Annotated in this window: 20 protein-coding genes; 8 read left to right on the forward strand and 12 right to left on the reverse strand. The window is 58.7% G+C overall.

Annotated features, from left to right (window positions below; all coding sequences use genetic code 11):
* Positions 1-94: 94 nt before the first annotated feature.
* From D0544_RS12325 to D0544_RS12365, 9 genes are all read right to left on the reverse strand, one after another.
* Positions 95-760, reverse strand: a complete 666-nt coding sequence (locus D0544_RS12325; RefSeq protein WP_207905871.1) for a TVP38/TMEM64 family protein — start codon at positions 758-760, stop codon at positions 95-97.
* A gap of 63 nt (positions 761-823) precedes the next feature.
* Complete coding sequence (locus D0544_RS12330; RefSeq protein ID WP_125016578.1) at positions 824-1,282, reverse strand: c-type cytochrome; 459 nt, start codon at positions 1,280-1,282, stop codon at positions 824-826.
* Positions 1,283-1,672: a c-type cytochrome gene (locus D0544_RS12335; protein ID WP_164880921.1), complete on the reverse strand. Its 390-nt coding sequence runs from the start codon at positions 1,670-1,672 to the stop codon at positions 1,283-1,285. It abuts the gene before it with no gap.
* 74 nt (positions 1,673-1,746) lie between these two features.
* Positions 1,747-2,394: a c-type cytochrome gene (locus D0544_RS12340; RefSeq protein ID WP_125016582.1), complete on the reverse strand. Its 648-nt coding sequence runs from the start codon at positions 2,392-2,394 to the stop codon at positions 1,747-1,749.
* Between the two features lie 59 nt (positions 2,395-2,453).
* A complete protein-coding gene (locus tag D0544_RS12345; RefSeq protein ID WP_125016584.1) occupies positions 2,454-2,894 on the reverse strand; it encodes a hypothetical protein in 441 nt (146 codons plus the stop codon).
* A gap of 65 nt (positions 2,895-2,959) precedes the next feature.
* Positions 2,960-6,160 carry an efflux RND transporter permease subunit gene (locus tag D0544_RS12350; RefSeq protein ID WP_125016586.1) on the reverse strand — a complete coding sequence of 1,067 codons (3,201 nt, stop codon included), beginning with the start codon at positions 6,158-6,160 and terminating at the stop codon, positions 2,960-2,962.
* On the reverse strand, positions 6,153-7,811 hold the full coding sequence (locus D0544_RS12355; protein WP_125016588.1) for an efflux RND transporter periplasmic adaptor subunit: 1,659 nt from the start codon (positions 7,809-7,811) through the stop codon (positions 6,153-6,155). Before D0544_RS12355 ends, D0544_RS12350 begins: the two co-directional genes overlap by 8 nt.
* On the reverse strand, positions 7,804-9,105 hold the full coding sequence (locus D0544_RS12360) for a TolC family protein (RefSeq protein ID WP_125016590.1): 1,302 nt from the start codon (positions 9,103-9,105) through the stop codon (positions 7,804-7,806). The genes D0544_RS12355 and D0544_RS12360 overlap by 8 nt, the downstream gene beginning before the upstream one ends.
* Before the next feature lie 130 nt (positions 9,106-9,235).
* A complete protein-coding gene (locus tag D0544_RS12365; RefSeq protein WP_125016592.1) occupies positions 9,236-9,667 on the reverse strand; it encodes a hypothetical protein in 432 nt (143 codons plus the stop codon).
* A 217-nt stretch (positions 9,668-9,884) separates the two neighbouring features.
* Here D0544_RS12365 and D0544_RS12370 point away from each other — a divergent pair, with 217 nt between their 5' ends.
* Complete coding sequence (locus D0544_RS12370) at positions 9,885-10,361, forward strand: DUF2947 domain-containing protein (RefSeq protein ID WP_125016594.1); 477 nt, start codon at positions 9,885-9,887, stop codon at positions 10,359-10,361.
* Positions 10,362-10,419: 58 nt separating this feature from the next.
* Positions 10,420-12,036: an acyl-CoA synthetase gene (locus D0544_RS12375; RefSeq protein WP_125016595.1), complete on the forward strand. Its 1,617-nt coding sequence runs from the start codon at positions 10,420-10,422 to the stop codon at positions 12,034-12,036.
* Positions 12,037-12,059: 23 nt separating this feature from the next.
* Here D0544_RS12375 and D0544_RS12380 read toward each other — a convergent pair whose 3' ends face one another.
* Positions 12,060-12,737, reverse strand: coding sequence for an endonuclease (locus D0544_RS12380; RefSeq protein ID WP_125016597.1), 678 nt, complete (start codon positions 12,735-12,737; stop codon positions 12,060-12,062).
* Positions 12,738-13,112: 375 nt separating this feature from the next.
* Between D0544_RS12380 and D0544_RS12385 the strand changes: the two genes are divergently transcribed.
* Positions 13,113-13,544 (forward strand): putative iron-sulfur cluster-binding metallochaperone, encoded by a 432-nt coding sequence (locus D0544_RS12385; RefSeq protein WP_125016599.1) that lies wholly within the window; start codon positions 13,113-13,115, stop codon positions 13,542-13,544.
* Positions 13,545-13,549: 5 nt separating this feature from the next.
* On the opposite strand, the gene D0544_RS12390 is transcribed toward D0544_RS12385, so the two are convergent.
* Entirely contained in the window at positions 13,550-13,834 is a 285-nt protein-coding gene (locus D0544_RS12390; protein WP_125016601.1) for a hypothetical protein, read from the reverse strand.
* Positions 13,835-14,041: 207 nt separating this feature from the next.
* On the opposite strand from D0544_RS12390, the gene D0544_RS12395 reads away from it, so the two are divergent.
* Complete coding sequence (locus D0544_RS12395; protein ID WP_125016603.1) at positions 14,042-15,145, forward strand: phosphoribosylaminoimidazolesuccinocarboxamide synthase; 1,104 nt, start codon at positions 14,042-14,044, stop codon at positions 15,143-15,145.
* A gap of 65 nt (positions 15,146-15,210) precedes the next feature.
* Here D0544_RS12395 and D0544_RS12400 read toward each other — a convergent pair whose 3' ends face one another.
* Positions 15,211-16,581, reverse strand: coding sequence for a glutamine synthetase family protein (locus tag D0544_RS12400; RefSeq protein ID WP_125016605.1), 1,371 nt, complete (start codon positions 16,579-16,581; stop codon positions 15,211-15,213).
* Positions 16,582-16,863: 282 nt separating this feature from the next.
* Here D0544_RS12400 and D0544_RS12405 point away from each other — a divergent pair, with 282 nt between their 5' ends.
* The 4 genes from D0544_RS12405 to D0544_RS12420 all read left to right on the forward strand — a co-directional run bounded on the left by D0544_RS12405 (position 16,864) and on the right by D0544_RS12420 (position 21,721).
* Positions 16,864-17,646: a gamma-glutamyl-gamma-aminobutyrate hydrolase family protein gene (locus D0544_RS12405; protein WP_207905872.1), complete on the forward strand. Its 783-nt coding sequence runs from the start codon at positions 16,864-16,866 to the stop codon at positions 17,644-17,646.
* 2 nt (positions 17,647-17,648) lie between these two features.
* Positions 17,649-18,995 (forward strand): glutamine synthetase family protein, encoded by a 1,347-nt coding sequence (locus D0544_RS12410; RefSeq protein ID WP_125016607.1) that lies wholly within the window; start codon positions 17,649-17,651, stop codon positions 18,993-18,995.
* A gap of 56 nt (positions 18,996-19,051) precedes the next feature.
* Entirely contained in the window at positions 19,052-20,419 is a 1,368-nt protein-coding gene (locus D0544_RS12415; RefSeq protein WP_125016609.1) for an aspartate aminotransferase family protein, read from the forward strand.
* A 195-nt stretch (positions 20,420-20,614) separates the two neighbouring features.
* Complete coding sequence (locus tag D0544_RS12420) at positions 20,615-21,721, forward strand: extracellular solute-binding protein (protein WP_243647333.1); 1,107 nt, start codon at positions 20,615-20,617, stop codon at positions 21,719-21,721.
* The last annotated feature ends 73 nt before the right edge of the window (positions 21,722-21,794 follow it).

Genomic DNA, 21,794 nt, shown 5'->3' on the forward strand with positions numbered 1-21,794 from the left:
AGCAGATGAGCTAAGGGGCTGCAGGAAGTCAAGAGTCCGGACAAGCACGGGCTCAATGCTTGGGGTAGTAACAAGGGGTGGAACAGTGAGGGGGTCAGTCATCGGGTGTTCGGCTTCTTAATTGCGACAGCCCTGCCGCGATAAGGAGTACGGCCAGCAGGATAAGGCTGATAGCAAACTGGTGTTCCATGGCTGCTTCGCCAAAATGCGCCAGCAGAAAGCTGGCTGGGAGGATGCCGATGGCGGTGGCGAGCAGAAAACGAGGGTAGCTCAGCGCGGTGATTCCAGCTGCGTAACTGACCAGATCGAAGGAGACAAAAGGGACCAACCGGGAGGCCATAACCAGCCACATCAGACGGCGCTGGTCCCCTAGTTTCCACTGGGGGAAACGCTGCTCAATCCATTGCTGAGCGGCCTGATAGCCCAAAACCCGAGCGATAGTAAAGGCTATCGATGCGCCCACAAGGGAGCCGATAAAAATATAGAGGGTGCCCGCTAAATGGCCATAGAGCGCCCCGGACACCATCGCGATGGGGGCACTGGGGAGTGGGCTGAAGACAATAGCAATAGCCATTGTGGCGACGATGATGAGGGGGCCGGTGGGTCCGGCATCGCGTACCAGCTGAAGTATTCTGCCGCTGTGGTACCAACTGCTAGCGCTGCCAAAGTGATCGAGCCATCCCCAGATGGCAAAGGCCAGAATCACCAACAGCAGCATTGTGAGGCGCAGTGGTCTGGACCAGCCGTTGGTTACTGCCATGATTGTCTCCTGGGGAGTAGGGCGCTGGACGGTTGAGGGGGGAGGCCAGGACATCGCACCGCCTTAGCGGTTATGGGTGCGTTGCCAGGCCTGGTAGCCCTCGTCGGGCCATAGGCTCTGAAACCAGGCGATAATTGATTCCACCTGCTCCTCGTCTAGGGTTTGACGCCAGGCGGGCATACGACCGTTGGTGCCGTTAAGGATCATCTCCTTGAGTATCGGCAGTGGGTGGTGCCAGGCGTGGGCACTGCCATTGAGTGGGGGGGGAGGATAGAAGCCCTGGGCGTCGGGGCGGGTCCAGGCGGGGGTGGCTTCGGCCCGCACTCCGTGACAGCTGGCGCAGTGGCGGGCATAAAGTACAGCCCCTTCGTCCACCTGCTGTTGGCTGTACCAGCGACCGGTACGGCTGTCCTCATGCAGTGGGTCAAACTCGAGAACAGTGGCGAGGATCAGGCTGCCCGCCATTAACCCCAGCAGCACCAGCCAGAGGCGATTGGTACGGAAGCCGGGTTGGGCGGACATCTACTGAATACCCGCGCGGTGCTGGTGTTTGCGTACGTAGGCAACGATGTGCGCCGCGTCTTTTGGCGTGACCTCTGGCACGGGCTCCATGTCGCCAAACTGCCAGTGGTGAGCCTGGGTGCCAAATTTAATCGCGCGGTAGAACGCAAGATCGCTGTGGTGTCCCGGTTTGTAGTAGTCATGCAGCAAGGGGGGGCCTTTGAGGTCGACACCCTGCAACTGCCTGCCGTGGCACTGAGAGCAGTATTGCTGGTAGAGCCCGCGGCCACTGTCAGCTGAGGCGACAAAATCGGTGGGTGGAAGTCCCTGCCCTGCCAGTCGCTCCTCTTCGTTGGGAAAGCTGCAGCCCCCCAGAATCAGGACGGTGATGAGTAGCCATACGGGCTTCATTGAAAAACTCCTGTATCTGGAATCGCTCATGGCGAGGTTATTTTAGATGCCACAACAAGCCGGTCGATGCGCCATCAGTGGTGACCATCATGGGCATCACCCTGCATGGTATGTGGGGCGGAGAAACTGCCATGAAACGCTTGATGAATATAGGTCAGAACGCTCCATCGCTCCGCTTCGCTGAGCACTTCTTTGAAGGAGGGCATGGCTGAGTCAGCGGATGCAAAGGGCTCCACCAGGCCGCCTTCGGAGACGCGCCAGAACAGGTACTGGTCACCCTCACCGGGTGCGGTATGAAAATGGTTGGTGAGGTCGGCAGGCGGATGTTTAAGGCTTTTTGCGAGGGGGCCGTTCCCCTTGCCGTCGAAGCCGTGGCACGACAGGCAATTATCGCGGTAGAGCACCATGCCCTGTTTCGCGATCGCAAAGCTACTCCACTGGCTGAACACTTTGTCACTGTATGCTGTCGGAGGCTCGACCCAGAAATCATGCATATGACCGCCCGCACCATGATCCATAGCTTCCATCGACATGGAGGATGAATCGACGTTGTCCAGCTTCATGCCATCCATGCTCATATCGTCCATGCTCAAGCCCTCCATCGAGAGTTCAGAAGAGACTTTATCGTCACCGTGACCACCGTGGTGATTACCGCTGGCTAAAGAGCCTGTGGAGGCCAGCAACAGAGTTGCCGCCAGCATTGTTAGAGAGTTAGAAATCATTTTTCCTCCTGCTAGGAGGCCACGGATTGTGGTCCGTGGCCGGTTGATGGGTCGGTGGGTTACTGGTAGTTGACGCCGCCGAAGTGCTTTTTGCCGTCGGCAGTCATAAACAGCACCATCAACTGGTGCTTACTACCGGGCTTGAGGTCATAGCCGGTGACGTACCAGTCACCCACTTTCTGTAGGGGTTTGCTCTGGTCCTTGCCATCCGGGAACACCACCTTGGAGTTGGCGCGAATGTTTCCCAGCGATTTACCCTGGGATTCGACCTTGATCATCAGGTTGTGGCTGCCGCCATACTGCATTCCCTGGTTAGCGGCCATCACGTGGAAGCTGACGCTGTAGCCATCGATATCTCGTTTCTCCAGGAACATCTTGCTGGCACTGCTGCCATGGCCCATAGCGGCGTGGCCGTTGTCCTGCGCGGCATTTGCATAAATTGGGCTGGTCAGTGCCAGGGTAGTCAGGCTGGTAGCCAGGAACAGTTGGGTGAGTTTCATTTTGATCTCCTTGGGAGTAAGAGGGAGTAAGCCTCCCGTCTGTTTAGCGAGTTGGAAAGTACGTTTCATGGCGTTGTGTCGGTGTGGCCTTCAGCCGCCTCCTGAATGGGGTCGTGGGCCTTACGGCGGCGCTCTTTCAGTTGCAGCACCAGTCCATAGATCACCGGTAGTACGACCAGGCAGAGCAGGGTGACGCTGATCATGCCGCCGATCATGGGGGCAGCGATGCGCTGCATCACGCCTGAGCCTGAGCCTGAGCTCCACATAATGGGCAGCAAGCCGGCGATTACGGTGACGGAGGTCATGGCGATGGGGCGTACCCGCTCCGACGTGCCCTCCAGCACAGCACGGCGCAGCTCGCCGCTGGTAAGGCGGGCACCTGTAGCGCCCTTGCTACGACGCTTCGCTGCCACAGCCTGGTCAATAAAGGTGAGTACCAGCACGCCAATTTCCGCGGCTACCCCTGCCAGGGCAATAAAGCCGACTGCGACAGCGACCGACAGGTTGAAACCGAGCCAGTGCACCAGCCAGATTCCCCCCACCAGGCCGAAGGGGATCGACAGCATTACCACCAGAGGTGCACTGATATTGCGGAAGTTGAGGTAGAGCAGCAGGAAGATAATCATCAGGGTGGCCGGGATGACGATCTTGAGACGCTCGGCGGCTCGCTCCATATATTCATACTGGCCCGACCAGCTGATGGTATAACCGGGCGGCACGGTCACCTGCTCGGATACCGCTTTTTTGGCCTCACGTACATAGCCGCCAATGTCAGAGACGTAGATATCCACATAGATCCAAGAGGAGAGACGAGCATCCTCGCTCTTGATGCCAGGCGGCCCCCGGCGTAGCTCCAGCTCGGCCAGCTGCGTCAATGGAATCTGGGCACCACCTGGGGTGGGGACCAGCACCCGTTTGAGCGAGTCAATATCGTCACGTAACTCACGCGGGTAGCGGATATTAACCGGATAGCGCTCGAGCCCTTCCACCGTACGCGTCACATTCATGCCACCGATGGCGGTCTGAATCACCTCCTGTACCTCCCCGGTGGTGAGTCCATAACGCGCCGCTTCTGTACGGTTTATGGTGAAGTCCAGGTAATAGCCACCCACGGCACGGTCGCCAAAGGCGGTCAGGGTGCCAGATACCCCACGAACCACCTGTTCGATCTCCAGTACCATCTCCTCCAGTTTGGCGAGGCTGGGGCCGCTGACCTTGATCCCCACTGGGGTTTTGATACCGGTCGAGAGCATATCGATACGGGTTTTGATGGGCATGGTCCAGGCGTTGGCAAGCCCCGGGAACTTGATGGCCTGGTCCATCTCGTTCATCAGCTCCTGGGTCGTCTTGTCGGGGTCAGGCCACAGCTCCTTGGGTTTGAGCTTGATGGTGGTTTCCAGCATGCTCAGTGGCGCGGGGTCCGTGGCGGTATCGGCTCTACCCGCTTTGCCGAAGACCCGTTCCACCTCAGGGAAGCTGGCGAGGATCTTGTCGGTTTGTTGGAGCAGCTCCTTGACCTTGGTGATGGAGACCCCGGGGTAGGTGGTGGGCATATACAAGATATCCCCCTCATCCAGTGGAGGCATAAATTCGGTACCCAGTTTGCTGATGGGATAAGCGGTAACCACAACCACCAGGCTCGCCAACACGATCGTGATCCAGCGCCAGCGGATGGCGGCACCCAGCAGGGGAGCATGCAGCCAGTGCAAAACACGGTTTACCGGATTGCGGGATTCGGGCAGGATTTTTCCGCGGATCAGGTATCCCATCAAAACAGGAATCAGGGTGACCGATAGAATAGCAGCCGCGGCCATGGCGTAGGTTTTGGTGAATGCCAGCGGGCCGAACATCCGGCCCTCCTGTGCCTGCAGGGTAAACACCGGCAGGAAGGAGACGGTAATGATCAGCAATGAGAAGAACAGGGCGGGCCCTACCTCCCGGGCCGAATCGGCAATGGTCATCCAGCGCTCGTTGTCGGTGAGCTCTCGCTGCAAGCGATCATGGGCCTGTTCGAGGTGCTTGTGGGCATTCTCGATCATGACGATGGCCCCATCGACCATGGCCCCTATGGCGATCGCGATTCCCCCTAACGACATGATGTTGGCGTTGATCCCCTGCCACTGCATCACCATAAACGCCATCAGGATACCGATGGGCAAGGTGATGATAGCCACCAGTGCCGAACGCACATGCAGCAGGAAGAGGATGCAGACGATGGAGACCACGATGGACTCTTCAATCAACTTGAAGCTGAGGTTATCGACGGCGCGCTGGATCAGGTCACCGCGATCGTAGACCGGAATGATCTCGACCCCTTCGGGGAGACCGGGCTTGAGTTGCTCGAGTTTCTCCTTGACCGCTTTGATGGTGGCCTGTGCATTTTCGCCGTAGCGCATGACGATGATGCCGCCAACGGTTTCTCCCTCGCCATCCAGTTCAGCAACGCCTCGCCGTAGCTCGGGTCCCAGTTGCACATGGGCAATATCTTTCAGCCGCAGGGGTGTTCCCTCCGGCGTACTGCCAAGCGGAATCTCTTCCAAGTCGGAGAGGGTACGAATATAGCCCAGGCCACGCACCATGTACTCGGTTTCGGCCATCTCCACCAGGCGCCCACCGACGTCGTTGTTGGAGCGCTTGATGGCGGCTTTTACCCGCGATAGCGGGACTTTATAACGCGCCATCAGGTGCGGGTCGACCTCCACCTGATACTGCTTTATGTGGCCTCCAATGCTGGCCACCTCCGATACACCGGGCACGGTTTGCAACTGGTAACGCAGGTACCAGTCCTGAATCGAGCGCAGCTCAGACAGGTCGTGACGGCCACTGCGATCGACCAGCGCGTACTCGTAGACCCAGCCGACGCCAGTGGCGTCCGGTCCGAGCACGGGCTGGACGGTGTCGGGCAGGCGGCTGGCAGCGTAGTTGAGCTGCTCAAGCACCCGCGAGCGGGCCCAGTACATGTCGGTACCGTCTTCGAAGATGATGTACACAAAGGAGTAACCAAAAAAGGAGTAACCCCGTACCACTTTGGCATAGGGAACCCCTAGCATGGCTGTGGTAAGGGGGTAGGTGACCTGGTCCTCCACCACCTGTGGTGCCTGCCCCGGGAACTCAGTAAATACGATAACCTGCACATCCGAAAGATCTGGGATGGCGTCGAGGGGGGTCTTCTTGACCGCCCAGATCCCGGCGGCGATCAGCAGCGCAGTGGCGATCAACACCAGAAAGCGGTTGCGCAGTGAGCCGTTGATAACACCATTAATCATGTTGCATCACTCCGGCATCTTTCGTTGCATCAGGCTCCATGCTCATGCCTTCCATGCTCATGTCGTCGGTACTCATGCCTTCCATGCTCATGTCGTCGGTACTCATGCCTTCCGTGCTCATACCGTCCATGCTCATGTCGTCGGTACTCATGCCTTCCATGCTCATACCGTCCATGCTCATGTCGTCCATCGACAGCCCACCCATGGAGAGTTCATCCGAGGAGGTGGCCTCCTCCGGAGTCGATGCACCCACATTTTTCGAAGCCTCCATCATCTTGGCCGTTGCTTCGCGCAGTTTGGACTCGGAATCGATCAGGAACAGCGCGGAGCTGACCACGGTCTCACCGGCTTTAAGCCCGGAGGTGATCTCAACCCAGCCATCGCTGCTGTAGCCCAGCTCAACCTGACGGGGTTCGAACTTGCCTTCGCCGCGCACTACAAATACCTGCTCCCGGGAGCCGGAGCGGACAATGGCATTACTCGGCACGACCAGGGCTTGCTTACGGGTGCTGGCGCCAATCGTGACACTGGCAAACATATCGGGCTTGAGCAGCCCCTGGGGGTTATCGAACTCCAGCCGTACCTTTACGGTTCGAGTCGATGCTTCAGCGTAGGGGTAGATATAGGCGACGGTACCGGTGAAGCTATGATTGCCCAAGCCGGTGATCTCCATGGATCCTGAATCCCCGACCGAAATCCAGGGCAGTTCATACTCGTACACATCGGCCAGTAGCCACACCTTGCTCAGGTCGGCGAGCATATACATTTCTGTGCTGGGTTTGATGTACTGGCCTTCCCGGGCACCGATGTCCAGAACCACTCCATCGAACGGAGATTCGATCGCTACTGCACGCTGTACCTGACGGCTCTGGCGCAGTTTGGCAATCTCATGGGGTGGCATATCCAGCAAGCGAAGGCGCTGTTCGGAGCTCGAGACCATCTCTTCGGCACCGCGGCGGATATCCTCAAAGGGGCTGTCCGCCAGAGCGTTCAGGTTATCCAGTGCCAGCAGGTACTCCTGTTGGCTAGTGACCAACTGGGGAGAGTATAGGCTAAGTAGGTCATCACCTTTGCGAACGGCGTTTCCGATGCGGGAGACCCACTGTTTCTCGACCCAGCCTTCGGTGCGTGGGTGCAGCCGCGACATGCGACTCTCATCGACGGTGATGCGACCACTGGCGCGGACGCTGCGCACCAGATCTCTCTGCTCTACTTTAACGGTGCGAACGCCGATATTCTGTACCATGACCGGGTCGATCTTGACGGTGCCGGTGGGCTCATCGTTACCCCCCTCTTCATCGGCAAAAACCGGGATGTAATCCATGCCCATCTCATCCTGCGCCGGAACCGGTGAGGTAATGGCCGGGTTCATTGGATTACGATAAAAAAGCGGTTTTCTGTCGGCGGCGGGCTTTTCCGGATACACCGGGATGTAGTCCATGCCCATCTCATCCTTGGCGGGAACCGGGGAGGTAATGGCCGGATTCATTGGGTTGCGATAGAACAGCGGGCGCGGGCTATTGTCCGCGCTATCGTGCCCAGCCGTACCGGTCGCCGGTGGCACCAGCAGGTGCTGAAACTGGGCAGCCCCAATGCCGATACCCACGCCAATCGCGAGCGCTATGCTTGCACCAAAAAGAGCCTTATTCATGGGGGCGTTCTCCGTTTTCGGGGATTAGTTGAGAGGCTCCGCCGGTGGCGGCATAGAGAGTTGCCAGCGCCTGCTGGCCTTCGCTAAGGGTTTTCCAATACTGCACCTGCACACGGTTTGCCATCAGTTGGGCCTGAATCAGGGCAGAGAAATCCACCTTGTTCACCTGATATCCGGAGAGCATCGAGGCCACCGTTTGCTGGGACTGGGGGATGATCCCTCTGAGCAGCAGTAGCTGCTGCTCCTGCGCCCGCTGGTAGTCGGACGCGGCTTGAACTACCTCGGAACGGGTGTTGAGCTGGGTGACATAGAGCGCTTCCTGCCGGCTGATCAGCTCCTGGCCTCGCTGGCTGATCGCCTTGTGCTGTTTGGAGCCGGCGTAGATCGGTAGCTTGATACCGATGTTAAAGGATAAAAAATCGGCCCGGTCAGCCCCGTTGGGGGCGTCCTGTCGATAACCGTAGGCACCCCCCAGGCTGATATCGGGTCTTAAAGCGACTTCGGCTTGGGCCCGACGATCAGCAGCGGCCTCAACCAGCTTTTGCTGTTGGCGAATGGCCGGACGTTGCTCAAGAGCCGTCTCAATGAGCTGAGAGAGGGGAGGGAGGGCGACCGTGACCGGCTGTTGGTCAAGATCCACGCCAATGGTGGCTTCCGCAGCCTGGGCAAGCAGGGCATTCAGTTGAGCCGAGAGGATTCGTCGCTGGTTTTGCAGTGACAGTTGCAGGGAGAGCTGGTTGGAGAGCTCCAGTTGCGCTTGCAAGGTGTCCTGTTGCAGCCCCTGCCCAACCCGGTAACGGCTCTGGGCAATACGGTTGAACTCGCGCAACCGCAGCAAGTTTTCATCGGTGACCGCGAGTGAGCGCTCAACAAAATAAAGTCCCCACCAGGTGCGGCTAACGTCGCGCCGCAGCATGTTTCGAGCCTCGTCGAGCTCTGCAGCCGTTGCTCTCGCTTGGTGCTGGGCTGCGGACGAAGCGAGCTCACGGGCTTTCAGCCAGGGGAGCGCCTGGCTAAAAGAGACCTGCATCTGCGTCATGGGCTCCTGGTCGAGGTCAAAGGTATCGGTCGGGACATTCAGCATACCCAGCGTGAGGGTGGGGTCTGGCAGTGCGCCAACCTGGTCGGGCACCTCAAGCGCGGCCCGATAGCGGGCCTCTATCTCGCTCAGTCTGGGGCTCATTTCCAGTGCGCGTTGTAGCGCCTGATCGAGGGTCAAGTCCTGGGCGTAGGCTGGGGAGAGGGAGGATCCCAAAAGCCCTAGCGCCAGCACCAGGCGGGGTAATACTCGCATTGATACACTCCGTTATGGGCAGAGAGATTCTTAGCTGGGGTGTAGGCGCAGCATCGCATCTGCCGGGGTCAACATTCAGTTGTTGAGAAAGGCCAGGGTTACCAGCGAAACAGCTGGTGGCACTGGGAACCTATAAGCGCAGGACGCAGAGGGTGTAGAACAGGGGGGGAGGAGAAAAATCGGCGCTGGCGGGGAGCGGCTGGTTAATGCAGCTGGAGGACCCTATTTTTGCAGCCGGGTTGATAGCGGCCACATAAAGAGGGGAGTCGCCGTCATCGAACTTGGTGAGTTTATTAAGCTTTGTGTTGCTGGCGGAGAGGCTGTTGGGGCAGTGGTTGTCCCAGCACTGCTCTTCAATTCCTGAATCCGGGCTAGCTTCCTTTAACTGCAGGCAATGCCCCTGGTGGGACTCATCCGGCAGAGCCACGGTGGTGGTTATCGCTATCTGGCTTTCGCTATTCTGGGCATGGGGCAGCGCCATGGCTGCCGAGCAGTTGCCAACAAACACAAGCAACGCCAACATCAGGCCGAGCAGGCGGCGGCCTTGAGCTGATGTTTTCATCACTGTGTGCAGATAAAACATAAAATGTAATCATTCCTTGAGTACGGCGATTCTATACGCAGTCTGACGCGGCTATCAACAACCTAATGAGTCAGCATGAAAGTATATTGGTGGTTGGACCCTTCCGGTACCGCAGGGTTCAGTTTCTCAAGCGCAGTATTTTGGGCGCCATAATGGTAGTCTGAGATCTTATTGTTCCTCAGACAGCTAGCCGCTTATGACCCACTCCCCCCTTGACCACTACCGCAAAGCCTGGGTGTTCCGCCACCGCGAGATGCCTGTGCAGGAAGCGGAGCTGCAGCAGATAACCCCCTTGGGGGAGGCCCGCAGCCTGCAGCTGTGGCAACAGCATGTGAGCCGCCAGAGCCAGCACCCGGAGCAGTTTGGTGGCGACGACTGGGCCGCTGCTGCCCAGACCTGGCAAGAGGAGGGGCAGTGGCAGGAGCGTTGGGAAAGCGATCAGGCTGATTTGCCAGAGGAGCTGCTGGAGGCCCTCGACTGGGCAGACAATACGGTGGTCTATTTCTGCTACCACAGCCGTGATGTGATCGAGACCAACTGGGGGGTCTTCAGGCGCCACTGGAAAAACTTCCTCTTCTTCGACGAGGGACCGCTGCTGCTGGGCAAGCGCCGAGCGCAGGTAGTGCAGTTTCACGAGGATGGCCGTTACAGCCTGGGAGTGCGGCCGCAGTAGCCTTTGCCTGCCCATCTGGGGCACCATGGGTTGATCGATATGCTGACGAGGGAACCCTGTGCTAAGCCATCAACCGCAAGCGGATTATGAACAGCTGTGGAGAGACTTTCGCTGGCCCTCATCGACCGCCTACAACATCGGCGTGGATGTGTGCGATCGCTGGGCCAACAGCGATCCCGAACGCATTGCCCTGATCCATAAACTCCCCGGCGGAGGGTTGGAGGAGGTCAGCTTTGGGCAATTGAAGGAGCGCTCAAATCGACTCGCCAACCTGCTGACCCGGCTTGGGATCGGGGAGGGGGACCGGGTGGCGGTACTGCTGGGGCAGTGTCCGGAAACCGCCTTTAGCCACATCGCGATCTATAAGATGGCGGCTATCGCCGTCCCTCTGTTTTCGCTGTTTGAACGGGATGCCCTGCTCTATCGCCTTAACGACTCAGGCTGCCGTGCGGTGGTGACCGACCGCATCGGGGCCGCCAAGCTGGCTGCGATCCGCGAACAGTTGCCGGCCCTGGAGCAGGTACTGGTGGTTGATGAAGTAGTAACCGATGAGCTTGACCTGCGTCAGGCGATGGCCCTGGAGTCCGATCAGTTCGAGCCGGTGGTCACCGGCGGGGAGACCCCGGCATTGATCATCTACACCTCGGGTACCACCGGTCAGCCTAAAGGGGCGCTGCATGGACATCAGGTGTTGCTGGGCCACCTGCCCGGGGTGGAATTGTCCCACAACTTTTTCCCGCAGCCGGGTGATCGGATCTGGACCCCTGCCGACTGGGCCTGGATCGGGGGTCTCTACGATGTCCTGCTGCCTGCCCTGCACCACGGGGTCACCGTGGTCGCGCACCGTATGCCGAAGTTTGACCCCGAGGGTGCGCTGCAGCTGATCGCCGACTTCGAGATACGCAATCTCTTTATGCCGCCCACGGCCCTCAAGCTGCTGCGCACTCTGGGAGAGATCAGGGGGCGCTGGGCGCTGTCGCTGCGCACCATCGCCAGCGGCGGTGAACCGCTGGGAGAGGAGCTGTTGCAGTGGGCCGAACAGCAGCTGGGGGTGAGAATCAACGAGTTTTACGGGCAGACCGAGTGCAACATGATCGTCTCCAACTGTGAGGCGCTGATGCCGATCCGGGCCGGCTCGATGGGACGCCCCGCGCCGGGGCACCGGCTGGCGGTGGTGGATCCCGAGGGCCAGCCGCTGGGGGTGGGTGAGGTGGGGGTCGTGGCCGTCAAGCGACCGGACCCGGTGATGTTCCTCGGCTACTGGAACAACGAGCCGGCGACCCGGGCCAGGTTTGTCGGTGATTGGATGTTGACCGGGGACCTGGCTTACCAGGATGCCCAGGGCTACCTCTATTTCCAGGCCCGCGACGATGACCTGATCACCAGCGCGGGCTATCGCTTTGGGCCGGGTGAAATTGAAAACTGCCTGTTGTCCCACCCGGCGGTGCGCATGGTGGCGGTGGTGGGTAAGGCGGACCCCCTGCGAACCCAGATCGTAAAGGCGTTTGTGGTGCTGAATCGGGGGTATAGCGGCGATACCGAGCTGGTATCGGCACTGCAGGCCCATGTAAAAACGCGACTGGCGCCCCACGAATACCCCCGTGAAGTGGCCTTTGTGGAGAGCCTGCCGATGACGGTGACCGGCAAGATCATCCGTCGAGCACTGCGGGAGTGACCCCTGAAATCAAGAGCCGAGTGCTAGTGAGCACTTACCCAGGGATTTGAATCCCCCTGCCGGGCGGCGACCCGCTGGTTGCGGGTGCGCTCCCAGTCGCTCACCGGGTAGCGACGATGCCACTCCTCCAGCAGTCGGCGCTGGGCGGGGCTCATGCTGAGTCCATACTTCTGGTGCATATAGAGGCTGATGCGGGCGATCTCACCCCGCACCGCCTCCGGAGGCTCTACCTTGCGCGCCTTGAAATCCACCTTGAAATCGCAGCGCCCATAACGCTGCGGGGAGGGTCCCAGCAGGGAAAAGCGGAAGTTGGAGCGGTCGCCGTTGATCTCGCCGATCGCCGGCACCAGGTTGTGCAGGTCGGCCTCCATGCGATTGAACACCGGATCCTGGCGACAGCCTTTGCGCCCCCCCTCCTGCCAGCACTGGCGTTGGTGGCCCAGTGTCCAGGCGGGCACCACATGTTCCCACTCGATCCGTTCGGCACGCCGGGGCTGTTTGCGCACCTGGTAGCCGCAAGAGGCGAGGTCCGGAACCAGCTTCTTACCCTGGGTCTGGTAGCGGCAGTTGCAGTAGAAGCTGCTGGGATTGTCGGCATAGATTTCGCGGGCCTCGCGCTTGGCGGCGCTGAAGGTGTCCGCGGCGAGCAGCAGGCTGGGGGAGAACAGGAACAGACACAACAGGGTGCGCAAAGGGGGCATCGGCAGACTCAACACAGCACAGGGGAAAGAACGCACGGAGCGACGCAGTGGGGTGATTATCCGCTGTGCCAGCGGCGCTGTAAATTGGCTCGGGGCCGTTGAGTGAAAACCAGACTGGGAAGGGGAGCGTGACGTAGTCGTTGTCGTCGCCGGGCACCGTGGAGTAGGCCAGGGATAAAAAGAGAGTGAACAGTGGAAAAGCCGCAATGGCGGATTCCATCCCAGGATCGGGTCGGCTTTTTAGGGTGAAAATACTGGCGTGGTTACGCGCCTCTGTTATTCGGGCACCGCATAGGGCGGGCGCGCTTACACCCACCCTGAATGCCAACCGGGACAGAGGACGGTATGATGGACTCCCCGAGCAGGAGAGAGCAGATGACCCAGTGTTGCAAAAAACCAGCGCCGCAACGCGCATCAATACGCTGCAGTGCTTGCGGTGGTGCGTTACAGGCGGTGGAGGCAAGGACCCTGCTGCATCTGTTGCGGGCCCCCTTCAACCAGGCGCTGGTTGAACAGGGCTACTATTTTTGTGCCAACGCCGACTGCGACCGGGTATACCAGGGGGAGGATGGTTGCGGCTATTCGCGAGAGCAGCTGCGGCTTGAGGTGGGGCAAAAGTCGAGAGACCCCAAGCGTATGCTTTGCTACTGCTTTGATATTAATCTGGAGCGAGTGATGGCCGAGCGCGCGCAGTGCGGGGAAAGCGCCAGCCGGGCTTTTGTGGTGGAGCAGACCGGACAGGGGCGCTGCGCCTGCGAGATTCGTAACCCCTCCGGGCGTTGCTGCCTCAAGGAGTTTCCGCGATAAGGGGCTTAGGGCAGGGCGGTATGGTGACCGGCGACCCGGTAGGCTTTGCCGGAGCGCTCAAGCCGCAGGGTCAGGCAGCGCTCCTCGTTACTGGGGTCCTCCGCATCCTGATACAGCAGGGTCAGTTTGCCCGCCGATTCGTCCCAGAAGGCTCGCTCGAATGTCCAGCGGATGCCACTGCTTTGTTGGTGGGAGCTGGCCAATTCGGCACACTGTCCGGGCTTGAGTCCCGCCTGGGTAAGCTCCTTCTCGTTTTGCAGCAGCACCAGCTGCCGGGAAAGTCGAATCACGCTGCGCTCCTGGGTTGGGTGGGTCAGTGTAAAAAAAAATCACGGCGAAAGATACGCAGCAGGGCGGCGCGGGGAAGCATCGCGCTCGGGCGCGCATGGTCGCCAGCCAGAGTCAGGTTTTCGCCGCGTAGCATGGACTCGGGGCGTGGCGAAGGGTAGTATTTCGCCGGAATTTTGAGCAATAACCCCTTGTTACAGGACCGCGCCATGAGCCTCGCCAACAAAGTACTGGCAGTGAATAATGATCTGCCCATCCGCACCAACAGCCCTGTCCACAGCGGCAAAGTACGCTCCGTCTACTGGCTGACCGATGCCGATAGCCAACGCCTGATCCGCGAGCGTGGATACGATGTCGCCAGTGACGCACCGCTGGCGATCATGGTGATCAGCGATCGTATCTCCGCCTTTGACTGCATCTGGCACGGTGAGGGCGGGATGAACGGTGTACCGGGCAAGGGGGCCGCGCTTAACGCGATCTCCAACCACTGGTTCAAACTGTTCCGCGAACAGGGCTTGGCCGACAGCCATATCCTGGAGATTCCCCACCCCTTCGTATGGATTGTACAGAAGGCGCGTCCGGTGATGATTGAGGCGATCTGTCGCCAGTACATTACCGGCTCCATGTGGCGTGCTTACTCCAAGGGCGAGCGCGAGTTCTGCGGCATCCGTATTGCCGAGGGGCTGGATAAGGACCAGCGCCTGCCGGAATTGCTGATTACCCCCTCCACCAAGGGCATTCTCAAGGGTATCCCCGGGGTGCCCGAGGCGGACGACGTCAACATCACCCGCCAGAATATCGAGGATAACTTCGAGGCGTTCAATTTCAGCCGCAAGGAGGATATCGATTACTACGAGCGACTGCTGAAGGAGGGCTTCGATGTGATCAGTGCCGAGCTGGAGAAGCTTGACCAGATCTTCGTTGATACCAAGTTCGAGTTCGGTTACGTCACCGATGCCAGTGGTCAGGAGAAACTGATCTACATGGACGAGGTGGGAACCCCTGACTCCTCCCGCATCTGGGACGGCGCCAGCTACCGCGAAGGCAAGGTGGTGGAGAACTCCAAGGAGGGCTTCCGTCAGCTGCTGCTGAACCATTTCCCCGATCCGGACATCCTGCTTAACAAGGATCGCATGGCCGAGCGCCAGGCGTTGGCACAGGACAACGCGCTTCCGGAGTCGGTGTTGATGGCGGTCTCCAAGACCTACGTGGATATTGCGGAGAAGATTACCGGCCAGACGTTGGTGATGTCGGACAACCCCAAGGCGGAGATTATCGAGATTCTTCGGGACCAGTTTGGTCTTATTGACTAGATAGCGACCGCCTTGCGGTCATCGCGGGGGAGCTCTCCCCCGCGTTCTTGCTGACCGGGCTGCACCTAAACGGTGCGCAGATACCATTTGTACTCCAGGTCGGAGATCGACTTTTCGAACTCCACCATTTCGTGCTCCTTACAGATGCAGTAGGTGTCCAGGAAGTGCTTGCCGAGATAGCTGATCAGCGGCTCCGACTCCTCCAGCAAGCGTAGTGCGTCACGCAGGTTGTCCGCCAGGCTCGGCTCGAGCTGCTTGTAGGCGTTGCCGCGCAGCACCGGGGGGCACTCCATGCGGTTGACCACCCCATGGTGGATGCCGGCCAGGATCGAGGCCATCACCAGGTAGGGGTTGGCGTCGGCGCCGGAGACCCTGTGCTCAATGCGAGTGGCGGCGCGGTCGCCGGCCGGAATCCGCAGCGCGGTGGTCCGGTTATCCACTCCCCAGCTGGGGGTGTTGGGGGTGTAGAAGTCGGGCGAAAAGCGGCGGTAGCTGTTGACGTTGGGGCAGAACAGCGCCATCGAGGCTGGCATCAGCTCCAGCAGTCCCGCCAGGGCATGCATCATCAACGGCGTAAAGCTACCGTCGGCGTTGGCAAAGGCGTTCTCACCCAGGGCATCGAGTACGCTGACATGGATGTGCATACCGTTACCGGCAAGGTCTGGATAGGGCTTGGCCATAAAGGTGGCTTCGAAACCGTGCTTGGTAGCGATGCTCTTGATCACCCGCTTGAGCAGGATACCGTGGTCGCAGGCGGCCATGGGGTCGTCCACGTGGTGCAGGTTGACCTCGAATTGCCCCGGGGCGTATTCGGCAATGATGGTGTCGGCAGGAATGCCCTGTTGTTGCGCGCTGTGGATCACATCTTCGAGGAAGTCTGCATAGTCATCCAGGTCATCCATCGAGTAGACTTGGGTGTTGTTCTCTCGCTTTCCCGACACCGGGGAGAGCGGTGGTTGCGGGGTGAGCTCGGGTGAGAATTCCTTGTCCAGCAGATAGAACTCCATCTCGACGGCGACCACCGGCTTGACCCCCAGCTCCTTGAAGCGCTCTACCACTCCGGCCAGTACCTGGCGGGGGTTGATCAAAATAGGGGTGCGGTCTGCTTCGTGCATGGTCATCAGCACTTGGGCGGTCGGGCGTCGCTGCCAGGGCACCAACGCCAACGTCCCGGGAACGGGGTAGCAATACTTGTCGGCGTCACCGGTGTCCAGGCCAACACCGGTTTCCTCAACGGTGTTACCGCGGATATCGAGGGAGAAGAGCGACTCTGGAAGGCAGATCCCTTTGCTATAGGCCTTGGCCAGCACGGAGGGGTCGACGCGCTTACCGCGGATGACGCCGTTCATGTCAGGGATCAACAGATCAATGGTGGTGAGTTCGGGGTGCTGTGCTAAAAAATCCGCCCCCTCTTCCTTATAGTCCGCAGAGTGCATTCGGGTTACCTGTTTGTAAAATATATTTATCAATGTATGTTTGAAATTCAGTGAATCCTAAGGCGCTATCAAAGTCAAGCGAGGGGCGCTTAGGTCAAGGGCTGGATCGCTATTTTATGCACCAAACTGGCAACCATAAACCCTTTTTATGCACAAAATGGAAGCGCGGGTCGATTTTTTCAAGAGGCTCGACCTTGGCGCAGAAAGAATCTTTGTGTTGCATTTTTTTTAATGATATCGTGTGAAAAATCGAACAATAACTATGCAAGCCAGGGTAGATGTATGTCCAGCAACAACGCAGTAAGCCACGGTAAACCTATGGTGGGTATCTCTGCCTGCACTCGCCAGCTGGGCATTCACCCTTTTCATGTGGCGGGCCACAAGTACATTGCGGGCGTGGTGCAGGGTTCCGACGTTCTGCCGGTGATCATCCCGTCGCTGGGAGAGGGGCTGGATGTCAAAGCTACTCTGGCAAGGCTCGACGGTCTGCTGCTGACGGGATCTTACTCCATGGTTCAGCCCCATCTTTACGGTGCGAACAGCAGTGTTGACCCCTCCGAATACGACCTTGGACGGGATGCCACCACCTTGCCCCTGATTCGCGAAGCGATCGCCAGCGGCGTACCGATCCTGGCGATCTGTCGTGGCTTTCAGGAGATGAATGTTGCCTTTGGTGGCACTTTGCATCAACGCTTGCACGAGGTAGGCGGCTACCAGGAGCACCGCGAAGATAAAGAGCAGACCATCGACCAGCAGTATGCGGTTGCGCATCCGGTGGCCATTCAACCGGGTGGCGTGCTCGCCTCTCTGGTGGACGGAGAGTCGGCGATGGTGAACTCATTGCATACACAGGGGGTGGACCGTCTTGGCGACGGTCTGCGGGTAGAGGCGTGCGCAGAAGATGGATTGGTGGAAGCCTTTTCTGTCGAAGGTGCTCCTGCATTCAGCTTGGCTGTGCAGTGGCACCCGGAATGGAAAGTGGCCGAGCATCCCTTTTATCACGCCATATTTACTGCCTTTGGTGACGCCTGTCGCCGGAGGGCCCAAGAGAACAATCGAGGTTAATCATGGAAGCCATAGAGAACTGGCTTAAAGAAAACGGCATCACGGAAGTGGAGTGCCTGGTTGCAGACTTTACCGGTATTGCCCGCGGAAAGATCATGCCAGCCAACAAGTTTATGCGCGAGCGCGGCATTCGCCTGCCGGAGTCGGTCGCCCTGCAGAGTGTCACCGGTGACTATGTTGCCGATGATCTCTATTACAAGCTGATCGATCCTGCCGAGATCGATATGCGCCTGCACCCCGACGAGAACGCGATGTTCCTGGTGCCCTGGGCGCTGGAACCGACCGCTCAGATCATTCACGACACCTACGACAAGCAGGGCAACCCGATTGAGTTGTGCCCGCGCAATGTCTTGAAAAAGGTGATGGCTCTATACGAAGCCAAGGGCTGGAGCCCGGTGGTGGCGCCGGAGTTGGAGTTTTACCTGACCAAGCCCTGCAACGACCCTGACCTGCCGTTGGAACCACCTGTTGGGCGCTCGGGGCGCCAGGAGAGTGGTCGCCAGTCCTTCAGCATCGATGCGGCCAACGAATACGATCCCCTGTTTGAGGATGTGTACGACTACGCCGAGGCGATGGGACTGGATGTGGATACCCTGATCCATGAAGAGGGAACCGCGCAGATGGAGATCAACTTCCTGCACGGAGACCCGGTTAACCTGGCGGATCAGGTGTTCCTGTTTAAGCGTGTGGTGCGTGAAGCCGCACTGAAGCATGATGTGCGGGCCACCTTTATGGCGAAACCGGTGGAGGACGAGCCGGGCAGTTCCATGCACGTGCACCAGAGCCTGATGGACACCAAGACCGGCAAAAACCTGTTCAGCAATGCCGACGGTACCCGCTCTGAACTCTTTATGAACTACATTGCCGGCCTGCAGAAATATATTCCATTCACCATGCCGCTGTTTGCCCCCAACGTGAACTCTTACCGCCGCCTGCTGCCGGATACCTCGGCGCCGGTGAACGTGGAGTGGGGAGAGGATAACCGTACTGTCGCCCTGCGCGTACCGGACTCTGGCCCCGAGGCGCTGCGGATCGAAAACCGCATTGCCGGTGCCGACGCTAACCCCTATTTGGCGCTGGCCGCCACGCTGCTCTGCGGATACATGGGCATTATGGAGGGGTTGCAGCCGAGCAAGCCTGCCTCCGGTAGTGCCTACAAGATCCGCGACCGAAACATGCCGGTTCACCTTGAGCATGCGTTGGAGAAAATGGAAAGCAGCGAGGAGATTAAAGCCATGCTGGGTGAAAAGTTCATCCGGGCTTATGTCGCTGTAAAGCGCGCGGAGTATGAAAACTTCAAACGGGTCATCAGCTCCTGGGAGCGAGAATACCTGCTGTTGACCGTATAACGAGACGGCGTGATGAAGCGCCCAATGAACACTTTAGGTGAACTATGACAATTGATATGAAAGCATTGGATACCGCACAACTGCAGGCCCTGGATCGCGAGCATCACTTGCATCCTTTTACCGACTTCAAACAGTTGGGTGAAGAGGGGACACGCGTGATTGAGCGTGCAGAGGGAATCTACCTGTGGGATAGCAACGGCAACAAGATGCTGGATGCCATGGCTGGCCTTTGGTGCGTCAATATCGGTTATGGGCGCAAGGAGCTGGCAGAGGTTGCCTATGAGCAGATGCAACAGCTGCCATTTTACAATGCCTTTTTCAAAACCACCCATCCGCCCGCTATCGACCTGGCCAAACTGATCTCAGAAGTGACACCGGCTCATATGAATCATGTGTTCTTCTGTGGCTCGGGTTCTGAGGCGAACGATACCGTGTTCCGCATGGTGCGCCGCTACTGGGACCTCAAAGGTAAACCCAACAAGAAAACCTTTATCAGCCGCATCAATGCGTACCACGGCTCAACTGTGGCGGGTGCCAGTCTGGGCGGCATGGGTTATATGCATGAGCAGGGTGACCTGCCGATTCCCGGCATTGTCCATATTGCCCAGCCTTACTGGTTCAAGGAGGGGGGAGACCTCTCTCCCGAAGAGTTTGGTATCAAGGCGGCGCAGGCGCTGGAGGAGAAGATTCTCGAGCTGGGTGAAGATTCGGTCGCGGCCTTTATCGCCGAGCCGATCCAGGGTGCTGGTGGCGTGATCGTTCCACCGGAAACCTACTGGCCCGAGATCAAGCGCATTCTCGACAAGTACGATATCCTGCTGGTGGTCGACGAGGTCATCTGCGGCTTCGGACGTACCGGGCATTGGTTCGGTAGTGACTACTACGGACTCAAGCCCGACCTGATGCCGATCGCCAAGGGGCTCTCTTCCGGCTACCTGCCGATTGGCGGCGTGGTGGTTGGAGAGCGGGTTGCCGAAACCCTGATCGAAGAGGGCGGTGACTTCAACCATGGCTACACCTATTCCGGCCACCCGGTGTCTGCAGCGGTAGCCGCGGCCAACATTCGCATCCTGCGGGATGAGGGTATCGTCGACCGCGTTCGTGAGGAGACCGGCCCCTACCTGCAGAAGCGCTGGCGCGAGCTGGCGGACCACCCGCTGGTGGGCGAAGTGCGTGGTGTAGGCCTGGTGGGCGCCCTTGAGCTGACCAACGACAAGGCGGCGCGCACCCGTTTTGATGACAAGGGTTCAACCGGTACCCTGTGCCGGGACTTCTGCTTTAACAACGGTCTGGTGATGCGGGCAACCGGCGATACCATGATCATCTCTCCTCCGCTGGTGATTACCAAGGAGGAGATCGATGAGCTGGTAGAGAAAGCGAGATACTGTCTCGATCTGACTGCCAAAGAGCTGGGTGTCATCTGATCCGTTATGGGTCGGATCGTCGATCAAAAAGGGGGTAGCCTGCTACCCCCATCCATGAAAACGGGGGAGGTATTTTTAACCATACAACCGACTGAACCGATGAATAATAAAGACTGGATTGAGCTATTGACTGAGTTGAGTAGTGTTAGCAATAGTTAGCCTTCGCATAAATATAACCAGCAACAGGAATAGTCTATGAAGAATATGATTAAAAACGGCGTAATCAGTCTCACCACTGCCTGCGCATTGGCCGCAGGCAGCCAGGCGATCGCTGCCGAGCGAGTACTCCACGTTTACAACTGGTCCGATTACATTGCAGAGGACACCATTGCCAACTTCGAGCAAAAAACCGGTATCAAGGTGACCTACGACGTATTCGACTCCAACGAGGTGCTGGAGGCCAAGCTTCTCTCCGGTGGTTCAGGTTTTGATGTGGTTGTACCCTCTGCTTCCTTCCTTGCACGCCAGGCGCAGGCCGGTGCCTTCCAGCCGCTGGACCGTGCCAAGCTGAGCAACTGGGGCAACCTGGATGCTGATATGATGAAGAACCTGGAGGTATACGATCCAGGTAACAAGTACTCCATCCCCTACCTGTGGGGAACCACCGGTATCGGATACAATCCGGACAAGGTGAAGGCTGCACTGGGCGATGCTGCCCCGGTCGATAGCTGGGACCTGTTGTTCAAGCCGGAAAACGTCAAGCAGTTGGCCTCCTGTGGTGTCGCCGTACTGGACGCTCCCACCGAGATGCTGCCTGCCGCGCTTAAGTACCTGGGCAAGGATCCCAACAGCACCAACCAGGCTGACTACGATGCCGCGACTGAGCTGCTGCTCTCCGTGCGTCCCTATATCACCTATTTCCACTCCTCCAAGTACATCTCTGACCTGGCCAATGGCGACATCTGTGTAGCCGTGGGTTGGTCTGGAGACGTCCTGCAGGCTGCTGATCGTGCCTCCGAAGCGGATAACGGAGTGACCGTTGAGTACGTGATTCCTAAAGAGGGCGCTGGCATGTGGTTCGATATGCTGGCCATTCCAACCGATGCCAAGAACGCAGACGAGGCGTACGAGTTCCTGAACTACCTGCTGGAGCCTGAAGTGATGGCGGGTATCTCCAACTACGTGGCCTATGCCAACGGCAATCGTGAAGCGACCAAGCTGGTTGACGAGGAAGTCACCTCCAACCCTGGTATCTACCCGACTCCAGCGGCGGCCAAGAACCTTTATCCCTTCAAGGTTCTGCCCAAGAAGATCGATCGTATCGTGACTCGTGCCTGGACCAAGGTGAAATCCGGCCAGTAACCGGACCGGCCACAGCGAGCGAATCCTCGCTGTGGCTTTTTAATCTTTAATTGTTATCTAATGTCGGAGATCC

Origin of the sequence: Aestuariirhabdus litorea (assembly GCF_003864255.1) — a bacterium.
GTDB classification, from domain to species: domain Bacteria; phylum Pseudomonadota; class Gammaproteobacteria; order Pseudomonadales; family Aestuariirhabdaceae; genus Aestuariirhabdus; species Aestuariirhabdus litorea.